The sequence below is a fragment of the Rhodococcus sp. no. 34 genome, assembly GCF_054589475.1.
Map to the genome: position 1 here is coordinate 175,383 of NZ_BAAILK010000023.1, position 19,241 is coordinate 194,623.

Sequence of the window (19,241 nt, forward strand, 5' to 3'; positions counted from 1 at the left end):
GCTAAGCTCCGGCCACAGAGTCGCGCGCAACCATGTCCACGACGACGCGCTGACCCGTCTCCAGAGACTTCACACCGGCGGCGCAGACAGCGGCCGCGGCGTACCCGTCCCAAGCACCTGGTCCGTCGATGTAGTTGCCGGTGCCGGCGCCCGTCTTCACTGCCTTGATCCACCGGGCGAACTCGGTGTCGTAGGCCTGCCCGAAGCGTTCGCGGAATCCTGGGGTGATCTGCCCACCCCAGTTGCCGGGCTTGGTCTTTCGGATCAGTCCCACGTCGAGTCCGATCATCGCGCTTCCGAGTTCGCCGACAACTTCGGTGCGCACCTCGTAGGCAACTCCGGTGGTGACAAACACCTCGGCGTCGACGTGTCTGCCGGACTCGGTCTCGAATATCGCGATCTGTGGGTCTTGAATGCCCTCGGGAGCAAGCGAATTCGCGGCCGGTCGGATGATCTGCACCGAGGTGATCTCTTCGTCGAGCAGGAATCGTGTCACGTCGACCTCGTGGACGAGTGAGTCCTTGACGATCATCGCACTGTCGAAGCCGTTCGGAACCGCAGGATTGCGGTGAGCGCAGTGCACAACGAGAGGGCGACCGAGATCGCCGCTGTCGATCAAATCCTTGAGCTGGGTGTATTCGTGGTCGAACCGGCGCATGAAACCAACCTGGATCAGTCTTTTTCCCAGCGCTGCTTCGGCTTTGACGATCGTGAGCGAACTGTCCGCGTCGGTGGTCAGCGGCTTCTCGCAGAGAACAGGCTTGCCCGCTTCGAGGCAGGCAAGAACCTGCTTCTCATGGGTCGGGCCCGGGGTTGCGAGAACAACGGCGTCGACGTCCTCGGCTGCGATGGCATCGAACGGATCGACGACGACGCGCGCCCCTGGCGTCAGTGCTGCGATTTCCTCGGCGCGGGCGAGAGAGTAGTCGTTGACGACGGTGACGCGGGCACCGCCGATTTTGTTGGTGATGCGGTCGACGTGATCGGCCCCCATGATGCCGACGCCGAGCACTGCGATCCGGAGATCCTGGTTGTCAGACATGCGGTGGTACTCCTCGATTGTGTTGCTCAGTTGAAACGGACGGCGGGGACGCCCCAGGTGGACAGGTATTTCTGAGTGCGCGCTGCGATGGGCAGCGGTGTGTCGGGATGGCAGGGATACATGTCCTGCTCGACGATCGCGAACACGTCGATGCCGAGCTTCTCGATGGCCTCCAGAAGCGGCGGCATGTCGGGGATTCCGCGCGGCGGTTCGATCATGGCACCGAGTTTGACGGCCTCACCGAACGGCAGGTCCTCCGCCTCAACCTTGGCGACTATCGCCGGATCCACCTGTTTGAGGTGTAGGTACCCGATGCGCTCCGGATGTTTGTTGATAATTGCGAGATTGTCGCCGCCGCAGTAGCTGATGTGGCCGGTGTCGAGACACAGATTCACGAAACGCTCGTCGGTCCCTTCGAGGAACTTGTAGACGTTGTCTTCGATGTCGACGTGACTGTCGGCATGAGGATGGTACTGCGCCATGACGCCGTACTCCTCGAGCATTGCCTTCCCGAGAGCGTTCATGCCGTCGGTTTTCTTACGCCACTGCTCGGGCGTCAGATTGCGGTCTTCGAGTACCGCTCCGGTGGAAGGGTCGCGCCACATCTCAGGGATGACCACCACGTGCTTGCCGCCGACGGCTGCGGTCAACTTGGCGACGTCCTTGATCTGATTCCAGACGGCATCCCAGGAATCGTCCTGGTGCAGGTGTTCGAAAACGGTACCGGCCGAAAGCTTCAGGCCGCGGGCGCCGAGTTCGTCCGTCAACTTGGCTGGATCGGTCGGAAGGTATCCGAACGGGCCGAGTTCGATCCATTCGTATCCCGACGCGGATACCTCGTCGAGGAATCGTGTGTAAGGGGTCTGCTGTGGATCGTCCGGAAACCACACGCCCCAGGAGTCGGGGGCTGATCCGACGCGAATCGCGCTCATGTCTAGATTCCTTTCGCGGGCAAGCTTTATGGGGTGTGGTTGTGCGGAATTTTCATTCGGATGGACGGAGGTACGGTCGCTGGATCTTCTTCCAGGACTCGTAAGTTGTCCGTGCCTTCTTGGTGGACTCCAGTTCGGAGGTGGCCGATACCGGTACATCCCACCAGGATTCGCTGTCCGGGGCGCCGATCAGCGGATCGGTTTCGACGTGGATGACGGTGCTGGTGTCGCTTGCTTTGGCAACCTTGATCGCGTCGGCGAACTCGGCAGCGGTGTTGGCGCGGATGACGTCGACACCGAGGCTGGCAGCGTTCGCGGCCAGATCGACCGGGAGAACCCCTCCGTCGAGACGTCCGTCATTCGAGCGGTAGCGGTACTGCGTGCCGAAGCGCTGGGAACCCAGCGACTCGGACAGTGAACCGATGGAGGCAAATCCGTGATTCTGCACCAGGACGACGATGACCTTGAGGCGTTCCTGTACGGCGGTGACCAATTCGGTGGCCATCATCAGATAGGAACCGTCTCCGACCATCACGAACACGTCGCGATCGGGGCACGCCATGCGGACGCCTAGACCGCCGGCAACTTCGTATCCCATGCACGAGTACCCGTATTCGACGTGATACCCCTTGGAATCACGGGTTCGCCACAGCTTGTGGAGGTCACCTGGCATGGACCCGGCAGCGCACACCACGACGTCACGTGGATCGGACAGTGTGTTGACCAGGCCGATCACCTGATTCTGATTCAGTGACCCGTCGGCAGCGGGTTCGGCTGGGTTGTAGACGGATTCGACGATCGCATCCCAATCGCGAGCGAGGTCACCGATCCTGGACGCGTATTCGTCGTCCACCCGGTAGTCGTTCAGTGCAAGTGCCAGCGCGTCGAGTGCCTCACGTGCGTCGGCGACAACGCTGACTCCGCCCTGCTTCACGGAGTCCAGTGATGCGACGTTGATGTTGACGAAGCGAACGTCGGGATTGGTGAACGCGGTGCGGGACGCGCTCGTGAAATCGCTGTACCGCGTACCGATTCCGATGACGACGTCAGCCTCGGTGGCCAGTGCGTTTGCAGCCGTAGTGCCGGTGGACCCCACCGCCCCGACGGATTGTGGATGGTCGTAGACCAATGAACCCTTGCCGGCCTGGCTCTGCCCCACGGGGATTCCGGTCTGCGCGCAGAACGCTGCCAGAGAGTCGGTGGCCTGGCTGTAGATCACGCCGCCGCCGGCGACGATCAGTGGCTTGCGAGCCGAGCGGATGATCGCGGCGGCGCGTTCGATCACCGATCGTTCGGGGAGCGGGCGGGCCACGTGCCACACCCGTTCGGCGAAGAAGGACTCGGGCCAGTCGAAAGCCTCGGCCTGCACGTCCTGCGGGATGGCGATGGTGACCGCGCCGGTCTCGACGGGATCAGTGAGCACGCGCATCCCGGCGAGCAGAGCGCTCGGCAACTGCTCCGGGCGCCATACCCGATCGAAGTATCGTGAGACGGGTTTGAAAGCGTCGTTGACTGTGACGTCGCCGCTCGACGGGAGTTCGAGTTCCTGTAAGACGGGGGCACTGGCGCGGGTCGCGAAAGTGTCTGCGGGAAGGAGTAATACAGGTAGACGATTGATGGTGGCCAGTGCCGCGCCGGTGATCATATTGGTGGCACCGGGGCCGACGCTGGACGAGACTGCCCACGTCTGCAGGCGGTCCTTCATGCGGGCGTGCGCGACAGCCGAGTGCACCATCGCCTGTTCATTGCGGCCGAGCACGTAGGGGAGTGTCGGCTCACGGCCGGCGTCGAGATCCTGGATCTCGGCCTGCAAGAGTGCCTGCCCCAGTCCGGCGACGTTGCCGTGCCCGAAGATTCCGAAGCAGCCGGCGAACAGCTTGGTGCGCTGGCCGTCGCGTTCGGTGTACTGGTTGGCGAGGAAGCGGACGACAGCTTGAGAAACGGTGAGGTATACGGTCGGCTCGTCGCGAGGTGGACGATTGCCGGTTGCGTTGTTGGTGGGTGCCACAGCTTTCACTTCCGTCAGTTGTGGGACTGCAACGGCAGTCGAGGGTCGATGTCCTGGTGATCCCAGCTTCCACGTAGCCAGGTGTGTTGCGGATCGTCACAGATGTTCCACGCCCGGATCTCGCCCGAACCTGCCATGACATTGAGGTAGTACATGTGGTGGCCCGGCGCTGCGATGGACGGGCCGTGATAGCCGTGCGGCACGAGGACGACGTCGCCCGAGCGGACTTCCTCGAGCACCTCGATAGGTCTCTCGGCGGTTCCGTACACGCGGTGGTAGCCGAAACCTTCGGTCCCGGTGGGGCTTCTGTCGATCTCGAAGTAGTAGATCTCTTCCAGGGCCGATTCGACGTCGCTGTTCTCGTCGTGTTTGTGGCTGGGATACGACGACCAGTTCCCGCCGGGGGTGATGACCTCACACGCGATGATGGAGTCGGCCTCGAAGGTGTCTGCAGTGGCGAAGTTGTGAACCTGTCGGCTGCAGTTCCCGGCACCGCGGAGTTCGACCGCAACTCCTGAAGCCGGACCGTATCGATGGGGGAGCTTTGCGCCGGCGCGTGCTCCGCACAGAGCGAAGCGGCCCCCGTCAGCGCTGCTGACCGAGTAGTCGGCGTCGCGTCCTACGTACGCGAAATCGCTGGGACCGTCGAAAACCGATGCGCGGCCAGTGAGGGGAATCTCCGTCCCCTCGGCAACAACCACGGCCGAACCCGCCAGTGGAACGACGATGATCTCGTTCTCGCCGGACTGCAGGTGGACGTCAGCGCCAGGGGCGAGTTCGAGTGTCCACAAGCTGGATTCGGTCCACCCGGCGGACTCCGGCGTGACCACTGTCGTGAAATCACCGTCGGCGGACGATCCGGCGGGGACGTAGTACTTGCTGAACATCTTGCTCCTGCCAGGTCGGTTCTAGTGGACGAGCTTGACTGCGGTGTCGACGGCCGCGGTGACGTCGCCGTCGGGTGGGTAGAGCAGCGCGCGTCCGACGATCAGTCCGCGCACGGACGGCAGCTGAAGTGCAGCGTCCCACTTTGCGTACGTTTCTTCCGGCGCGATCTGCGGATCTCCCCCCAGGAGGAGCGTCGGGAGGGTGGTCGCATCCATGACGCGTTCCATCTCGTCGACGACCGGCAGTTTCATCCACGTGTACGCCGAGGTGGAGCCGAGACCTTGGGAGATGTGGATGGACTTGATGACGGCGTCGGGGCTGAGATCGTTGACCACCTTGCCGTTTACGCGACTGGAGAGGAACGGCTCGAGCATCGCGATCAGTCCGGCCGCGGCCAGTTCGTCCACGGCTTCCGCACATGCCGTCATGGTGGGCAGAGTGCCCGCGTCGTCGAGTGCGATGCGCAGCAGCATCTTTCCGCCGTTCATACCGAACTTTGCGGTACCGGCCGCGGTGTAACCCGTCATGCGGTCGTCGAGTTCGAAGCTGGCGCCTGCCAGGCCGCCGCGGTTCATCGACGAGAAGACGACCTTGTCGTCGAGGGCGCCGAGGAGGAGCAGATCGTCGAGAATGTCCGCAGTGCCGAGAACGCCGTCGACTCCGGGATTGTCGAGCGCAGTGCGTAATCTGTCGAGCAGATCTGTACGACTGTTCATCGCTGTCGGCTTGCCACCGACAGACAGTGCCCCACGGGCCGGGTGATCGGCAGCGACGATCATCAGTCGACCATTGCCTCGAACAGTGGCGCGAGGAGTTCGCGCTGCCCAGGCCTTTTCGATGATCTGCGGATCGCTCGCACGCAGTTCCGTCACTTCGGCGTAGGTGGTGGCGAGGGGGCGGGCGGCGAGCTTGTCAGACATTGACTGCCTCCGTGGCTGTGGCTTCGGCGAGATCGTGGACTTCTTCGGCGGTCGGCATCGCAGTGGAGCATTCGAGCCGAGATGCGACTATCGCGCCGGCCGCGTTGGCGTACCGCAGTACCTTCTCCAGCGGCCACCCGGCCAACAGTCCGTGGCACAGTGATCCGCCGAAGCTGTCGCCTGCTCCAAGCCCGTTGACCACGTCGACGGCGTTGGGCGGCACGGTGATCGACTGCTTTCGCGTTTTGCCGAGTACGCCCTTCGGGCCCTGCTTCACGATGGCCAGTTCGACACCGAGGTCGAGAAGCGCGTCGGCGGCCTTGTTCGGATTGGTCTCACCGACCGCGATCTCGCACTCTTCGCGGTTTCCGACGGCTACTGTCACGTGCGCCAGAGCGCGCTGCACCTGATTGGTTGCTTCTTGGGGCGTCGACCAGAACATCGGGCGGTAGTCCAGATCGAGGACCGTCAGCGGGCGTCGTTCGCGGGCTTCCCAGGCAGCGAAGTGTGCACTGCGACTCGGTTCTTCGGACAGCCCTGTCACAGTCGACCAGTAGAGGGACGATGCTCGAACGGCGTCGAGGTCGATGTCTTCCGGGGTGATCCGAAGATCGGGCGCATGCGGCTTGCGGTAGAAGTACAGCGGAAAGTCGTCAGGAGGGAAGATCTCGCAGAACGTCACCGGTGTCGGGTACTCGGAATTGGTGACGACAAACCTGTTGTCGACGCCCAGACGTGCCAACTCGCGTGTGACGAACTTCCCGAAAGGATCGCTGCCTACGCCGGAGATCAGTGCTGCTCGCCGGCCGAGGCGCGCGGCCGCCACCGAGACATTGGCTGCGCTGCCGCCGAGGAACTTGCCGAACGTCTCGACGTCCTCGAGTCCGACACCGGTCTGAAGTGGGTAGATGTCCACCCCCGATCGGCCGATGGCGAGCACGTCGAAGGGTGCGTCAGGGATGTGTGACCCGCTCTGGTGAGTGTTGATGCTTGTCAAAACTGACTCCCGAGAGTTCGTGGTGGGTTGCCCACGCAGGGCACCGTTGTATGACTGAAACTGTGCGCCGCGACACAGCGATTGTCAATAGTTTGTCTGGACATTATGACTTGCGGTCAAGTGAATGTTAGTGTTCGCATACACTGCCGAGAGAAGTAGCGTCGATACGGCGCCTTCCCAAGACAGATCGGAGTTGGCCGTGGTCGCAGCACTCGCCGTCGAGTTGGACCGCTCGAGCCCGGTGCCGCTGTATTTTCAGCTGGCACAGGCAATCGAGGGCGCTATTCTCGGTGGCGAACTTGCCCCAGGTGATCGCTTCGAGAACGAACTGGCGTTGGCCAAACGGCTCAATCTCTCACGTCCGACCACTCGACGCGCGATCCAGGAACTGGTGGACAAGGGACTACTTGTTCGTAAGCGGGGAGTCGGAACTCAGGTGGTGCAAAGTCCGGTGCACCGCCCGGTCGAGCTCACCAGCCTGTTCGACGACCTTGCGAGGGCCGGCCAGGCGCCGACGACCAAGCTGCTCGAGTTCACGGTGGGAGTTCCCGCCGAGGACGTTGCCGCGGAACTCAACCTCGAACCTGACGCCGAAGTGGCCACCATCAGGCGTCTGCGAAGCACCAACGGCGAACCGCTTGCCGTGATGACCAATTACATTCCGGTGGACATCGCACCCGATCCCGAGGAGTTGGAGACGCAGGGGCTGTACCAAACCTTGCGAACTCGCGGCGTTCACATCCGTGTCGCGCGGCAGCGAATCGGCGCTCGGGCGGCGACTCGCGAAGAAGCAGGATTGCTCGACGAGAAAGTGGGTGCTGCCCTCTTGACCATGAGCCGCACTGCATTTGACGATTCAGGTAGCGCCGTCGAGTACGGCAGCCACTGCTACCGAGCGTCGCGTTACTACTTCGACACCACCGTGGTCGACCGCTAGATCTCGATCCCGGTGACACGAGTACCCGCCTGACCGAGTCAGTGGGGGTGATTTGTGATCCCAGCATTTCTGCGATCCTTCGATCATTTGACCCGAACGGAGCCTCATGACAGGCATTTCAGTAGCAGTTGCCGGATTCGGATGGATGGGCCGCGTCCACACGCAGGCGTATCTGCGTCTGCGGCAGCACTATCCGCAGCTTCCCTTGATCCGCCTGGCTGCCGTCGCCGACGAGGTGCCTGGCAGAGGGGAGGAAGCAGCGGACCAATTCGGTTTCGAAGCTTTCACCCAGGATTGGCGCGATATCGCAGCCGATCCGGCCATCGACGCGGTGAGCATCACGGCCCCGAACTTCTTGCACCGTGAAATCGGCGTCGCAATGGCAGAGGCCGGCAAACACATCTGGATCGAGAAGCCCGTCGGCTTGTCCACGGAAGACGCCAAAGCTGTTGCCGTAGCAGTCTCGAAGGCCGGTGTGCAGTCGACCGTCGGCTTCAACTACCGAAACGCGCCGGCTGTGGCCCTGGCAAAGAGCCTGATCGACTCAGGGGAGTTGGGCACGATCACGCACTCGCGTTTTCGTTTCCTCAGCGACTATGCGGCCCACCCTGAAGGTGCTTTGAGTTGGCGATACGAGCGTGAGCGCGGCGGCGCCGGCGTCCTGGGCGACTTGGCTTCGCACGGCATCGATCTGATTCGTCATCTTCTCGGTGACGTCGACGCTCTCGTTGCGGATACTGCGATCTTCATCCCGGAGCGTGCGCGTCCGTCCGCCGCTACCAGTGGACATGCGCGGGCCAGCGGTGGGGAGATGGGGGCTGTCGAGAACGAAGACTTCGTCAGCGCACTGCTGCGCCTCGGGTCGGGTGGCCGGTGCACCCTCGAAGCATGCCGCGTCGCCGTGGGAGAGCAGAACAATTACGGATTCGAGATTCACGGCACGAAAGGTGCCGTGTTCTGGGACTACCGGCGGATGGGTGAACTGGGCACCAGCCTCGGCTCGAAGTACCAGGACCAATCCGTCACGACGGTTCTGGTCGGCCCCGAGTCCGGTGAGTTCGGCCGCTTCCAGCCTGGCGCGGCCAACGCGATGGGCTACGACGACCTGAAAGTGATCGAGGCTCGCAATTTCATCGCCTCGATCGTGGACGGAGCGCCGCAGGGCGCGACCATCGCTGATGCAGTCGCGTCCGCACAGGCTCTGGACGCGATGGTCGCCTCGGTGACCTCCGGCAGCTGGATTTCTCTCGGCTGATCGACAGCTCCTCCGAAAGGCTCTGGTGCAGTGACATTTCCCCGCGGACTGGCGCTGCTCGTGGCAGCAGCGCTGTTCATGGAGATGCTGGACGCGACGATTCTCGCAACGGCACTGCCGTCGATCGCCCAATCTTTCGGAGTTGATGCCGTCGACGTCAATGTCGCCGTTTCTTCGTACCTCCTGGTGTTGGCCGTCCTGATCCCGGCGAGCGGATGGATGGCCGACAGATTCGGAACGCGACGTGTCTTCATCTCTGCCATAGCCGTTTTCGCGGTGGCATCGGTGGGATGTGCACTGAGCACCTCCCTCCCGATGCTGGTGGGAATGCGTGCTTTACAAGGGGTAGGCGGCGCCATGATGGTGCCGGTAGGGCGGCTCGCAGTATTGCGGGTGACGTCGAAGGCGGAACTCGTACGGGCTATCGCTTACTTGACGTGGCCGGCGCTCACAGCGCCGGTTCTTGCGCCCGCTGTGGGTGGAGCCATCGTGTCGATGGCTTCGTGGCGCTGGATCTTTCCGATCAACGTTCCGATCGGGATCGTCGGGTTTCTGCTGGCATTGCGCATGGTGCCCGACATTCGGCAAACGCAGAAACGGAGCCTTGACTGGCTGGGATTGGTGGTGATCGGAGCAGGCGTCGCAGTGCTTGTCGTGGCGCTCGATAACGTGCACAGTGCCGGAACCGACTGGCTAAGAGTGTGCCTCGGGATCGTTGCGGCTCTGATCTTGTTGAGCTTGGCCGTCATTCACCTCGTCCGGTCGGATCATCCGCTCATCGCGCTCGGCGTCCTCCGACTTCGATCGTTTCGGCTCGTCGCGTCGAGCGGCTCGCTGTACCGGCTCGTGATCATGGGCGTGCCGTTTGTGCTGCCGTTGTTGTTCCAAGTGGGATTCGAAATGTCGGCGTTCAAGGCCGGTCTGCTGGTGATGGCTCTGTTCGCGGGGAATATCGCGATCAAACCGCTCACCACTCCGCTCATGCGCAGGTTCGGGATCAGACTAGTTCTGGTGGGAAACGGAGTTCTGTCGGTGGTGTGCTTCGGTGCGCTGGTACTGATCTCGTCGACGACACCGGACGTCGTAATCGCTGTCGCACTGTTTGTCAGTGGCGCGTTGCGATCCATCGGGTTCACCGCGTACAACAGCTTGGCGTTCGCCGACGTCGACTCGGGTGAGCTGACCGATGCCAATACTCTGCATGCAACGCTGCAAGAGTTGGCATCCGGTCTGGGTATTGCACTGTCCGCGTTGGTGATCACGCTCTGCACACCGTTGGCGGAGTCGGGGGATCTGAGCGGCGGAGTGCCGTTTTCTCTGACGCTGGGTGTTCTCGGGGCCATGCTGGTGCCGACGGTGATCGAGAGTTGGCGGCTCCCACGCGATGCAGGTGCTGTGGTGTTGGTGCGCCGATGATGAAGCGTCTTCCGCCACCTTCATCATAACGCGGGACCCGGGGCTTGCGGCAAGGCCCCGGTGATGGTGCACACTCGTCTGCTGCGAGCAAGCAAAAGCCTTGCCCGAAGGAGGGGATCGCATGAGTGACGTCATCATTGTCGGTGCTGGACCAACTGGATTGATGCTGGCAGGTGAGCTCCGGCTACACGGCGTCGATGTCGTCGTCGTGGACAAGGACGAGGAGCCGACTCAGTTCGTCCGTGCCCTCGGCATCCATGTGCGCAGCATCGAAATCATGGAGCAGCGCGGGTTGCTGGACAAGTTCCTCGCGCACGGCCGCAAATATCCGCTCGGTGGATTCTTCGCGGGGATCAGCAAACCGGCACCGGCGCACCTCGATACTGCGCACGGGTACGTACTGGGCATTCCTCAGCCCGAGATCGACAGGATTCTTGCCGAACATGCCACCGAAGTCGGTGCGGACATTCAGCGAGGGAAGCGCGTCGTCGCGATCCGTCAAGACACCGATAGCGTCACAGCGGAATTGTCCGACGGCACAACACTTCACGCGCGTTATCTCGTGGGCTGCGACGGCGGCCGCAGCACTGTTCGGAAGCTGATCGACGTCGGGTTTCCCGGCGAGCCGTCGAGCGCCGACACGTTGATCGGCGAAATGGACGTGACCATGCCGGCTGATGAACTGGCCGCCGTTGTCGCCGAAATCCGGGAAACGCACAAACGATTCGGAGTCGGTCCCGTCGGCAATGGTGCTTTTCGCGTCGTGGTACCCGCGGCCGAAGTTGCCGACGGTCGCGCGGTTCCCACCACCCTCGACGACATCAAGCAACAGCTACTGGCCATTGCGGGCACCGACTTCGGTGTGCACTCACCGCGGTGGCTCTCGCGCTTCGGTGACGCCACCCGTCTGGCGGAGCACTACCGGCGCGACCGGGTGTTCCTCGCCGGCGATGCCGCACACATCCACCCACCGATGGGCGGACAAGGCCTCAATCTCGGTGTCCAAGATGCCTTCAACCTCGGCTGGAAGCTCGCCGCAGAGATCAACGGCTGGGCACCGGACGTCCTGCTCGACACGTACGAATCGGAACGGCGTCCGGTGGCTGCCGACGTTCTCGACAACACGCGCGCGCAGGCGGAGCTGATCTCCACCGCAGCCGGTCCACAAGCTGTGCGACGCTTGATCTCCGAGTTGATGGACTTCGAAGACGTCATGCGTTATCTGACCGAGAAGATCACTGCGATCTCGATTCGCTACGACTTCGGCGAAGGTGACGACCTACTCGGTCGGCGGCTGCGGAACATCGCGTTGACGCGCGGCAACCTGTACGACCTGATGCGATCCGGCCGCGGACTTCTTCTCGACCAGGGTGGCCAACTGTCCGTCGATGGTTGGAGCGATCGCGCCGACCACATCGTTGACACAAGCACTGAATTGGACGCTCCGGCTGTCCTGCTTCGGCCGGACGGTCATGTGGCATGGGTCGGGGATTCGCAGGCGGAGTTGGATACTCAGCTGTCCACGTGGTTCGGCCGGCCGGCGACGGGCCCCGTGTGACTCTTCGGATTCGGCAACCGAGCACCGTGGCGACTCGGACGCACTACCGTTGACGACTATGAGGCGAAGGTCAGCACAGGTTGCGGCTGCGGCAGCGGGCTCTGTGGGAGCGCTGATGCTGACAAGCTGCACGACCAATGTCGATGTGCCGAAAACCTTTGCCGCCACGATAACGGTGACCGGTCAGGCAGAGCAGGCCGAGACGGTCTCTGGAGAGTGCGTGATCGACATGATTCGTGTTGCTCCGAACGACCAGATTCAGATTTTCGGGGGCAGCGGCGCTGCATCCACAAGGTCGGCACTCGAGGTCGAGGCAATCGATCAACTTCCCGACGGAATGAGCACCTGCTCCTACACCGCACATTTTGATGCCGTCCCCGCAAACCAGAGAAACTATGAGGTGAGCTTGGGCCACTTCTCTCCGGAGTCCTTCAGCTCAGATGAGTTGGAGAACGGTGTCACCTATCAACTTCGCCGGCCCTGACTGAACCAGTTCTCCCTCGCGTTGTATCCGGTCCGACTTTCACTGAGCTCGCTTGGTGGTCCCGTCGCCTCCGCGCTGTCGAGCCTTACCGGGGTTGATGTGGAGCCGAACACCCTCGTAGGCGACTGTGTACGGCACATCGTCGTCGTTGTCCGGGTCGCCGGAGTCCGCAGGATCCGGAAGTTCCGCGATCTGTTCGATGACAGTCTGTGCTCGCGCCGCACCGGGATCGAACATCTCCTGAAACGGCCCGACGAACGACCCCCCAAGCCCGCGGTGCCTTGCCCGAACAGCCGCCCACCCGAACACCGCCAACGGGCCGATCATGGCGAACAGCACTAACAAGTCCCACCCCATGCCACGAGCGTACCGACTGACCGGCATTGGGCGGTCCAAGTCTCGTCAGCGCTGTCGTCCCTCAGGCCATTCGTCTCTCGGACTGTGCCTTCAGCAACTCGGCCAGATGGTCAGGCGAGATCCGCTCGCGAACCGCCTCCATCACTAGTTCGGCCTGCGTCTGAGGCGCGAGGCCGTCGATCGGTTGGTCTCGGTCCAGATTGGTCGGGAAGGCGTAGCCCTCAGCGGAAGCGGCGACGGCACAGCGAACGGACTCGTCGGAACCTGCTTCGCTGAGGGCGAGCAGTGCCGGATAGATCGCGTTGACGAGCGCCTCTCGGTCAATGGTTCCGAGGGCGCGACCGAAGGCTGACGACACCTGAAGAAGATTTGCCATGCGCAGGACGTCGGCGGATTTGTTGTGCCCGGCGGCGTGGAACAGTGCAGGGTTGAAGAAGACGGCATCTCCCTTCTCCAAAGGTAATTGGACGTAATTGGCCTCGAAGAACTCCTTGAACTCGGGACGCTCGAACGCGAGGTATCCGGATTCGAATTGTTGGGAGTAAGGCAGATATTTCGTCGGGCCCGTCTCGACCGGCATGTCCACATGGGCGACTGCACCTTGCAAGGTGAGGGCGGGGGTCAAGCGATGAACGTGCGCTCGGAACTTCGCAGCGACGTCGCTCGACATGAAACCGAGGTGGTAGTCGCGATGTGGATTCTGTGCGGCGCCACCGGGATTGACGACGTTGACGTCCGACGTCACCTGATACATGGGGCCGAGCCAGGCTTCCGAAGCCAAAGCGACAATGCTGTTTGCGTAGTAGTCGACGTAAGCCTTGGGATCTTCGAGCGCCAACTTCAGTTGTGCTCCCCAGATCCGGTCATTGGCTCCGGGTTTGGCGAAGTGATCCCCGGACGTCGCGCCGGATTCGTGTTGGCGCGCAATGAGTTGCCGGAAGATCTCGCTGGCGCGATCCAGTATCTCCGCGTCGAACGCGCCCTGAAAGACTGTGATGCCGGGGCCGGTGAGTAACGCCCGGGCGATCTCGTCTTGGATCTCGGCCCGGATTTCTGGATTCGACGATTGCTCGACCAATGCTGCCGAGTGGTACAGAAGAACCCCGTCGGCCACTGAATGGGCGTATGGGTATTCGGCGAGGTCTGTGCGGTGCGCGACCAAAGCGGCGAGGTCGTCGATGTTGCAGTCTTCTCGGTGCAACCTACCCGCGAACGGCACGGTGTGGTCGGTCAGTGCTGGAGTCATTCGGGGGCCTTCCTGCGGAGTTCACGATGTGCTGTGACTCAAAGACTGCCAATGAAAAGCCATCGAAACTACCCCTGAAATCCATCAAAAAGACCTCAGGAAGCGCTCCCCGTGGACTCGACCGGTGACGGAAGATCTGCGCGCTACGACGGGATCACGTTCCTGGGTGAGAGTTAGAGAGTGAAGGCGTTCCGGAAAGCAGTGAGTGCGGTGTCACTGTCTCCGGATGCCCAGCCCTCCAATCCGATCGTGCCGGTGTAACCCTGCTCGGCGAGAACGCGTGCGATGGCTGGGTAGTTGATCTCGCCGGTTCCGGGTTCGCATCGGCCGGGTACGTCGGCCGCCTGAATCTCGCCGATGTTGTCACCACAACGCCGCACGAGTTCGATGAGGTTTCCTTCGCCGATCTGTGCGTGGTAGAGGTCGAGCATCATCTTGAGGTTGGGGTGTGAGACGGATTCCACCAGTGCCAGAGTGTCTTTGGCTCTGGCCATCGGTACGCCAGGGTGATCGACGATCGTATTGAGATTCTCGAGGCAGAAGACGACTCCGGCGTCTTCACCCAGTCGCGCGATCTTCTCGAGAGCGCGTTGGGCCGTCAGCCACATCGCTCCCGTAGTTCGATACTGCGGGCGCGCGGCCTGTCCGTCGATCAGCTCCCCGGTATGGAAGTTCAGCCGAGGAACGCCGAGTTTCGCTGCCGGCGTGAGGCATAGCGCCGCTGTACGTACGAGTTCGGCGCTGCCCGCTTCGTCGAACAAATCGCCGTGAAGATAGCCGGTCATCGAGGAGAACCGAGCCCCGGTGGCGACCAGAGCATCGAGGTCCTTGTCTTGCCAACTCCAGATCTCGGCTGCGAACCCCGCCTCCGAGATCCGCCGAATGCGTTCGACGACAGGGAGTTCGGTGAACGTCATCTCGGCAGAGACCGCTAAATCGAAGGGGCTCACTGCGGCACCGACAGCAGCGATACGGGCAGTCCGGTTTCCACGGATTCTTTTGCAGCCAGTGCGATTTCCAGGGCGTTGCGAGCATCGAGACCGTCGACCGACGGCGCGCTGCCGGAGCGGATGCAGTCTGCGAAGTGCGCCAGCTGGGCAACATAGGCGTCGTGAAACAGTTCGATGTTCACCCGAGGTGTGTCGGCCAGAACGCCCGGTGAGCTGTAATGACGCATCGCGGTCCGCGTGACCTCGCCTGCACTCACCATTCCACCGGAACCGAAAACCTCGCCGCGAACGTCGTAACCGTAGGTGGCCTGGAAGTTGGCCTCGGCCGACGCGAGGGCGCCGTTGTCGAACCGCAACTGAACCATCGACGTATCGAGGTACCCCTGCTCCTTGTACTGCGGATGGACGAGAGCATCGGCCTGCGCGAACACCTCGACGACGCGTGCCCCAGGGTTGAGCCAGAGCAGGGCGTCGAAGTCGTGAATCAGTGTCTCGTTGAAGATGGTCCACGGCTTGACTCGGGAGGCGACGTCGGCGGTGATTCCCGGATCGCGAGTCAGAGAGCGAAGTAGCTGCGGTGTCCCGATCCCACCGGAGGTGATCACGTCGTGTGCCGCGGCGAAGTCGGCGGCGAAGCGCCGGTTGAAACCGACCTGCAGCGCAACATTGTTCGCGGCGCATGCGCCGATTGCGCGATCGGCGTCCTCGAGTGTCAAAGCCATCGGCTTTTCGCAGAAGACATGCTTGCCGGCCTCCGCTGCTGCTACTACGAGATCGGTGTGAGTTGATGCGGGCGTACTGATGAGCACCGCTTCGACGGTCGGATCGGCAATCAGCTCAAGGGCGTCGGTGTACGCGCGGGCGTCGGAACTGACACGTTCGATCAACGACGCCGCAGCGCCGGGCGCAGGATCGGCGACGGCGACGAGACGGGTGCCGGGGATACGCAGCGCGACGGACTCGCCGTGGAAACGGCCGATCCATCCAGCGCCGATCAGACCGACTGCAACAGAGGCAGACATGGGGGCTCCGTTCGGAGTGAGGATGAGGATGAGGAACTAGATCGTTCTAGTCCATGCCAGTAAAGCGCTGGTTGCCTCGTGCGTCAACGTTTCGGCGTGTATTCGCTGGAACGATCTAGTCTGTGGAGGTGAACAGTCGACGCCCCACCTTGCAAGACGTAGCAGACCTGGCCGGTGTGTCACGCGCACTGGTGTCCATCGTCATTCGCGATGTCCCGGGTGCCAGCGATGCGACGCGGGTACGGGTCAAGGCGGCCGCGGACGAACTCGGCTATCGACCCGACAACGCGGCGCGACTGCTGCGCCAGCATCGCAGCCGCCTGATCGGTGTCAGTTATGTTGCCGCGCAAACCTTTCACGCGGAACTGCTCGACGAGATCTACGACGCAGCCGAACGCTTGCGCTACGACGTCGTTCTCAGTGCCGTCTCGGACCGCAGGCCTGGCTCGCGCGCCGTGCGCACCCTGCTCGACGACCGATGCGAGGCGATCTTGCTGTTGGGTTCGCAGGCGCCGGAATCGGAGATCGTCGACCTGGCGGCCAAGGTTCCCGTCGTCGTGCTCGCCCGGAAGATGCCTTCAGCACATGTGGACGTTGTCCGCACGGACGACGAGGCGGGCGCCGTGATGGCCGTGAATCATCTCGTCGGACTCGGGCACCGCTCGATTGTCCATGTCGACGGCGGACGCGGTCCGGGCGCCCAGGAGAGGCGTCAGGGCTACCGGAAGGCCATGCGGGCGGCCGGACTGGAATCGCGGATACTTCCCGGCGGCCTCACGGAGGAGTTCGGCGCGGACGCCGCGCGGTCGATGGTCGAACAAGGGATTCCCGGTGCGGTCTTCGCTTTCAACGATCGTTGCGCGCTAGGAGTCCTGGACGTCTTCTTGCGTGCGGGAGTCTCGGTGCCCGGCGACGTCTCCGTGATCGGATTCGACAACAGTGCATTGGCAGGTTTGGCGCACATCGATCTGACCAGTGTCGGGCAGGACACGGCGTTTCTGGGTGGCGCCGCGGTGGAGCGAATCTCCGAACGTCTCGACGCCGGAAGTGGACTCTTGGGCAGGGACATAGTCGCGCAACCACAACTTGTAGTTCGAGGTTCAACTGCACCCGCAGGGCATTGACCTGCAGTTTCGACTTCAATCAGATTGTTCAGTCTTTGATAAGCAGTCCTAATGTCAGAACAAACTATTGACATTCGACTGTGACGGGTATTACATCTTTCACATACAACCGAGCACCATCCGTTCGCGGGCCGTTGGTTGATGTCGAGAGGGAGTTCACATGTCGTTTCTCACGGGACGCAAGAGCGTTGCCGTACTGGCCGGAGCCTCAGTCGTGGTCTTGGGTCTGGCCGCCTGTTCCAGCACCGGCGGTAAGCCGGATTCTTCCGGATCCGGAATGGGCGCGGGTACGGCGGACACGCCCCGCGCCACCATTGCGATGATCACCCACGAAGTTCCCGGTGACACGTTCTGGGATCTGGTGCGCAAGGGCGCCGAAACCGCAGCGGCCAAGGACAACATCGAACTTCGGTACTCCGCCGATCCCGAGGCGCCGAATCAGGCCAACTTGGTTCAGAGTGCGATCGACAGCAAGGTCGACGGGATCGCCGTCACCCTCGCGAAGCCCGACGCCATGGTTGCTGCGGTCCAAAGTGCCACCGCCGCGGGCATTCCGGTGGTCGCCCTCAACTCGGGCCTCGAAACCTGGAAGGACATGGGCGTCAAGGAGTACTTCGGTCAGGACGAGTCGATTGCCGGTGAAGCTGCCGGCGAGCGACTCAACACCGAAGGTGCCACCAAGGTGCTGTGCGTGATTCAGGAGCAGGGCAACGTGAGCCTCGAATCACGGTGCGCCGGTGTGAAGAAGTCGTTCAAGGGAACGACGGAGATTCTCAACGTCAACGGCAAGGACATGCCGTCGGTGGAGTCGACCATCACCGCGAAACTTCAACAGGACCCGGCAATCGATCGAGTTCTCGCGCTCGGTGCGCCGTTCGCATTGACGTCCGTGACGTCGGTCGGCAATGCGGGCAGCAAGGCGAAGGTCGTCACCTTCGACACCAACGCGGCGCTCGTCGACGCTATCAAATCCGGTGACGTGCAGTGGGCAGTGGACCAGCAACCCTTCCTGCAGGGCTACCTCGCCATCGATTCGCTGTGGCTTTACCTCAACAACGGCAACGTGATCGGTGGTGGCTTGCCCACCCTGACCGGACCCGCGTTCATCGACAACACCAACATCGACTCGGTCGCCGAGTACGCCAAGAACGGAACTCGCTGATCCGGGCGCACGGAGGGCTGAGAGTCCGCCCTCCGTGCGCCTGTCCAGCACGGAAGGGAAATCATGTCCACTCAGGCAGATCTCGACCTTGCCGCCCATAAAGTCGTGACCGATGAACGGGTGAAGGAGCAAAAGCGCATTCAGCGTCTGCTGCTCCGCCCGGAGATGGGTTCACTTGTCGGCGCCATCGCCATCTTCATCTTCTTCTGTATCGTCGCGGCACCGTTCCGTACGCCGGAAGCGCTTGCGACAGTGCTCTACTCCAGCTCCACGATCGGCATCATGGCTTGCGCGGTCGCCCTGCTCATGATCGGCGGCGAGTTCGACCTCTCCGCCGGCGTCGCAGTCACCACGTCCTCGCTCGCCGCGTCGATGATCGCCTACAACCTGCACCTCAACCTGTGGGTGGGCGCGATTCTGGCGCTGGTCGTCTCGCTCGCCGTCGGATTCTTCAACGGCTACCTCGTCATGAAGACGAAGATTCCCAGCTTCCTCATCACCTTGAGTTCTTTCCTCATGTTGACCGGTATCAACCTGGCCGTCACCAAGCTCGTGAGTGGTCAGGTGGCCACACCCAGCGTCTCCGACATGGCTGGATTCGATTCCGCCAAAAAGGTATTCGCGTCGTCGTTCTCGGTCTTCGGGGTGTCCGTCAAGATCACGGTCGTGTGGTGGCTGCTGTTCACCGCGATTGCAACATTTGTTTTGTTCAAGACCAAGATCGGCAACTGGATCTTCGCGGTCGGCGGCAATCAGGACAGTGCCCGCGCGATCGGTGTGCCGGTGACCGCAGTCAAGATCGGCTTGTTCATGACCGTCGGCTTTGCTGCCTGGTTCGTGGGCATGCATCTGCTGTTCTCGTTCAACACCGTTCAGTCCGGTCAGGGTGTTGGTAACGAGTTCCTGTACATCATCGCCGCAGTCATCGGCGGTTGCCTGCTCA

The 19,241-nt window shown here is 62.3% G+C and carries 18 protein-coding genes; 8 read left to right on the top strand and 10 right to left on the bottom strand.

Going from position 1 to position 19,241, the window contains the following annotated elements; all coding sequences use genetic code 11:
• Position 1 precedes the first annotated feature (1 nt).
• From ACYP01_RS06790 to iolC, 6 genes are read right to left on the bottom strand one after another with little or no spacing between them, the layout of a single operon-like run.
• On the bottom strand, positions 2 to 1,042 hold the full coding sequence (locus ACYP01_RS06790; protein WP_007727372.1) for a Gfo/Idh/MocA family protein: 1,041 nt from the start codon (positions 1,040 to 1,042) through the stop codon (positions 2 to 4).
• Positions 1,043 to 1,068: 26 nt separating this feature from the next.
• Positions 1,069 to 1,974, bottom strand: a complete 906-nt coding sequence (locus ACYP01_RS06795) for a sugar phosphate isomerase/epimerase family protein (protein ID WP_459679069.1) — start codon at positions 1,972 to 1,974, stop codon at positions 1,069 to 1,071.
• A 52-nt stretch (positions 1,975 to 2,026) separates the two neighbouring features.
• On the bottom strand, positions 2,027 to 3,982 hold the full coding sequence (gene iolD, locus ACYP01_RS06800) for a 3D-(3,5/4)-trihydroxycyclohexane-1,2-dione acylhydrolase (decyclizing) (protein ID WP_030535076.1): 1,956 nt from the start codon (positions 3,980 to 3,982) through the stop codon (positions 2,027 to 2,029).
• A 14-nt stretch (positions 3,983 to 3,996) separates the two neighbouring features.
• A complete protein-coding gene (gene iolB / locus ACYP01_RS06805; RefSeq protein ID WP_192712569.1) occupies positions 3,997 to 4,869 on the bottom strand; it encodes a 5-deoxy-glucuronate isomerase in 873 nt (290 codons plus the stop codon).
• A 21-nt stretch (positions 4,870 to 4,890) separates the two neighbouring features.
• On the bottom strand, positions 4,891 to 5,790 hold the full coding sequence (locus tag ACYP01_RS06810) for a Cgl0159 family (beta/alpha)8-fold protein (RefSeq protein ID WP_021332504.1): 900 nt from the start codon (positions 5,788 to 5,790) through the stop codon (positions 4,891 to 4,893).
• Positions 5,783 to 6,787, bottom strand: a complete 1,005-nt coding sequence (gene iolC / locus ACYP01_RS06815; RefSeq protein ID WP_030535074.1) for a 5-dehydro-2-deoxygluconokinase — start codon at positions 6,785 to 6,787, stop codon at positions 5,783 to 5,785. The genes ACYP01_RS06810 and iolC overlap by 8 nt, the downstream gene beginning before the upstream one ends.
• A gap of 199 nt (positions 6,788 to 6,986) precedes the next feature.
• Between iolC and ACYP01_RS06820 the strand changes: the two genes are divergently transcribed.
• The 5 genes from ACYP01_RS06820 (at position 6,987) to ACYP01_RS06840 (ending at position 12,437) form a co-directional block, all read left to right on the top strand.
• Positions 6,987 to 7,724: a GntR family transcriptional regulator gene (locus tag ACYP01_RS06820; protein ID WP_003941006.1), complete on the top strand. Its 738-nt coding sequence runs from the start codon at positions 6,987 to 6,989 to the stop codon at positions 7,722 to 7,724.
• 106 nt (positions 7,725 to 7,830) lie between these two features.
• Positions 7,831 to 8,979: a Gfo/Idh/MocA family protein gene (locus ACYP01_RS06825; protein ID WP_234551611.1), complete on the top strand. Its 1,149-nt coding sequence runs from the start codon at positions 7,831 to 7,833 to the stop codon at positions 8,977 to 8,979.
• A 30-nt stretch (positions 8,980 to 9,009) separates the two neighbouring features.
• A complete protein-coding gene (locus ACYP01_RS06830) occupies positions 9,010 to 10,395 on the top strand; it encodes an MFS transporter (protein ID WP_459679075.1) in 1,386 nt (461 codons plus the stop codon).
• Positions 10,396 to 10,516: 121 nt separating this feature from the next.
• Complete coding sequence (iri, locus tag ACYP01_RS06835; RefSeq protein WP_459679077.1) at positions 10,517 to 11,953, top strand: rifampin monooxygenase Iri; 1,437 nt, start codon at positions 10,517 to 10,519, stop codon at positions 11,951 to 11,953.
• Positions 11,954 to 12,011: 58 nt separating this feature from the next.
• Entirely contained in the window at positions 12,012 to 12,437 is a 426-nt protein-coding gene (locus tag ACYP01_RS06840) for a hypothetical protein (RefSeq protein WP_100245418.1), read from the top strand.
• A gap of 39 nt (positions 12,438 to 12,476) precedes the next feature.
• On the opposite strand, the gene ACYP01_RS06845 is transcribed toward ACYP01_RS06840, so the two are convergent.
• The 4 genes from ACYP01_RS06845 to ACYP01_RS06860 form a co-directional block, all read right to left on the bottom strand.
• Positions 12,477 to 12,794: a hypothetical protein gene (locus ACYP01_RS06845; protein ID WP_459679080.1), complete on the bottom strand. Its 318-nt coding sequence runs from the start codon at positions 12,792 to 12,794 to the stop codon at positions 12,477 to 12,479.
• 61 nt (positions 12,795 to 12,855) lie between these two features.
• On the bottom strand, positions 12,856 to 14,040 hold the full coding sequence (locus ACYP01_RS06850) for a phytanoyl-CoA dioxygenase family protein (RefSeq protein WP_404649570.1): 1,185 nt from the start codon (positions 14,038 to 14,040) through the stop codon (positions 12,856 to 12,858).
• Positions 14,041 to 14,213: 173 nt separating this feature from the next.
• Entirely contained in the window at positions 14,214 to 14,990 is a 777-nt protein-coding gene (locus tag ACYP01_RS06855) for a TIM barrel protein (protein WP_459679083.1), read from the bottom strand.
• On the bottom strand, positions 14,987 to 16,012 hold the full coding sequence (locus ACYP01_RS06860) for a Gfo/Idh/MocA family oxidoreductase (protein ID WP_214514469.1): 1,026 nt from the start codon (positions 16,010 to 16,012) through the stop codon (positions 14,987 to 14,989). The genes ACYP01_RS06855 and ACYP01_RS06860 overlap by 4 nt, the downstream gene beginning before the upstream one ends.
• A gap of 122 nt (positions 16,013 to 16,134) precedes the next feature.
• Between ACYP01_RS06860 and ACYP01_RS06865 the strand changes: the two genes are divergently transcribed.
• The 3 genes from ACYP01_RS06865 to ACYP01_RS06875 all read left to right on the top strand — a co-directional run.
• Entirely contained in the window at positions 16,135 to 17,136 is a 1,002-nt protein-coding gene (locus ACYP01_RS06865; protein WP_459679086.1) for a LacI family DNA-binding transcriptional regulator, read from the top strand.
• Between the two features lie 160 nt (positions 17,137 to 17,296).
• Positions 17,297 to 18,298 carry a substrate-binding domain-containing protein gene (locus tag ACYP01_RS06870; RefSeq protein ID WP_007727338.1) on the top strand — a complete coding sequence of 334 codons (1,002 nt, stop codon included), beginning with the start codon at positions 17,297 to 17,299 and terminating at the stop codon, positions 18,296 to 18,298.
• Between the two features lie 63 nt (positions 18,299 to 18,361).
• On the top strand, positions 18,362 to 19,241 hold an 880-nt coding region (locus ACYP01_RS06875; RefSeq protein WP_459679088.1), incomplete at its 3' end, for an ABC transporter permease.

Coding starts and splice junctions, on each gene's coding strand:
- ACYP01_RS06790 (WP_007727372.1), bottom strand. CDS start 1,042: ATGTCTGACAACCAGGATCTCCGGATCGCAGTGCTCGGCGTCGGCATC.
- ACYP01_RS06795 (WP_459679069.1), bottom strand. CDS start 1,974: ATGAGCGCGATTCGCGTCGGATCAGCCCCCGACTCCTGGGGCGTGTGG.
- iolB (WP_192712569.1), bottom strand. CDS start 4,869: ATGTTCAGCAAGTACTACGTCCCCGCCGGATCGTCCGCCGACGGTGAT.
- ACYP01_RS06810 (WP_021332504.1), bottom strand. CDS start 5,790: ATGTCTGACAAGCTCGCCGCCCGCCCCCTCGCCACCACCTACGCCGAA.
- ACYP01_RS06825 (WP_234551611.1), top strand. CDS start 7,831: ATGACAGGCATTTCAGTAGCAGTTGCCGGATTCGGATGGATGGGCCGC.
- iri (WP_459679077.1), top strand. CDS start 10,517: ATGAGTGACGTCATCATTGTCGGTGCTGGACCAACTGGATTGATGCTG.
- ACYP01_RS06840 (WP_100245418.1), top strand. CDS start 12,012: ATGAGGCGAAGGTCAGCACAGGTTGCGGCTGCGGCAGCGGGCTCTGTG.
- ACYP01_RS06845 (WP_459679080.1), bottom strand. CDS start 12,794: ATGGGGTGGGACTTGTTAGTGCTGTTCGCCATGATCGGCCCGTTGGCG.
- ACYP01_RS06850 (WP_404649570.1), bottom strand. CDS start 14,040: ATGACTCCAGCACTGACCGACCACACCGTGCCGTTCGCGGGTAGGTTG.
- ACYP01_RS06860 (WP_214514469.1), bottom strand. CDS start 16,012: ATGTCTGCCTCTGTTGCAGTCGGTCTGATCGGCGCTGGATGGATCGGC.
- ACYP01_RS06870 (WP_007727338.1), top strand. CDS start 17,297: ATGTCGTTTCTCACGGGACGCAAGAGCGTTGCCGTACTGGCCGGAGCC.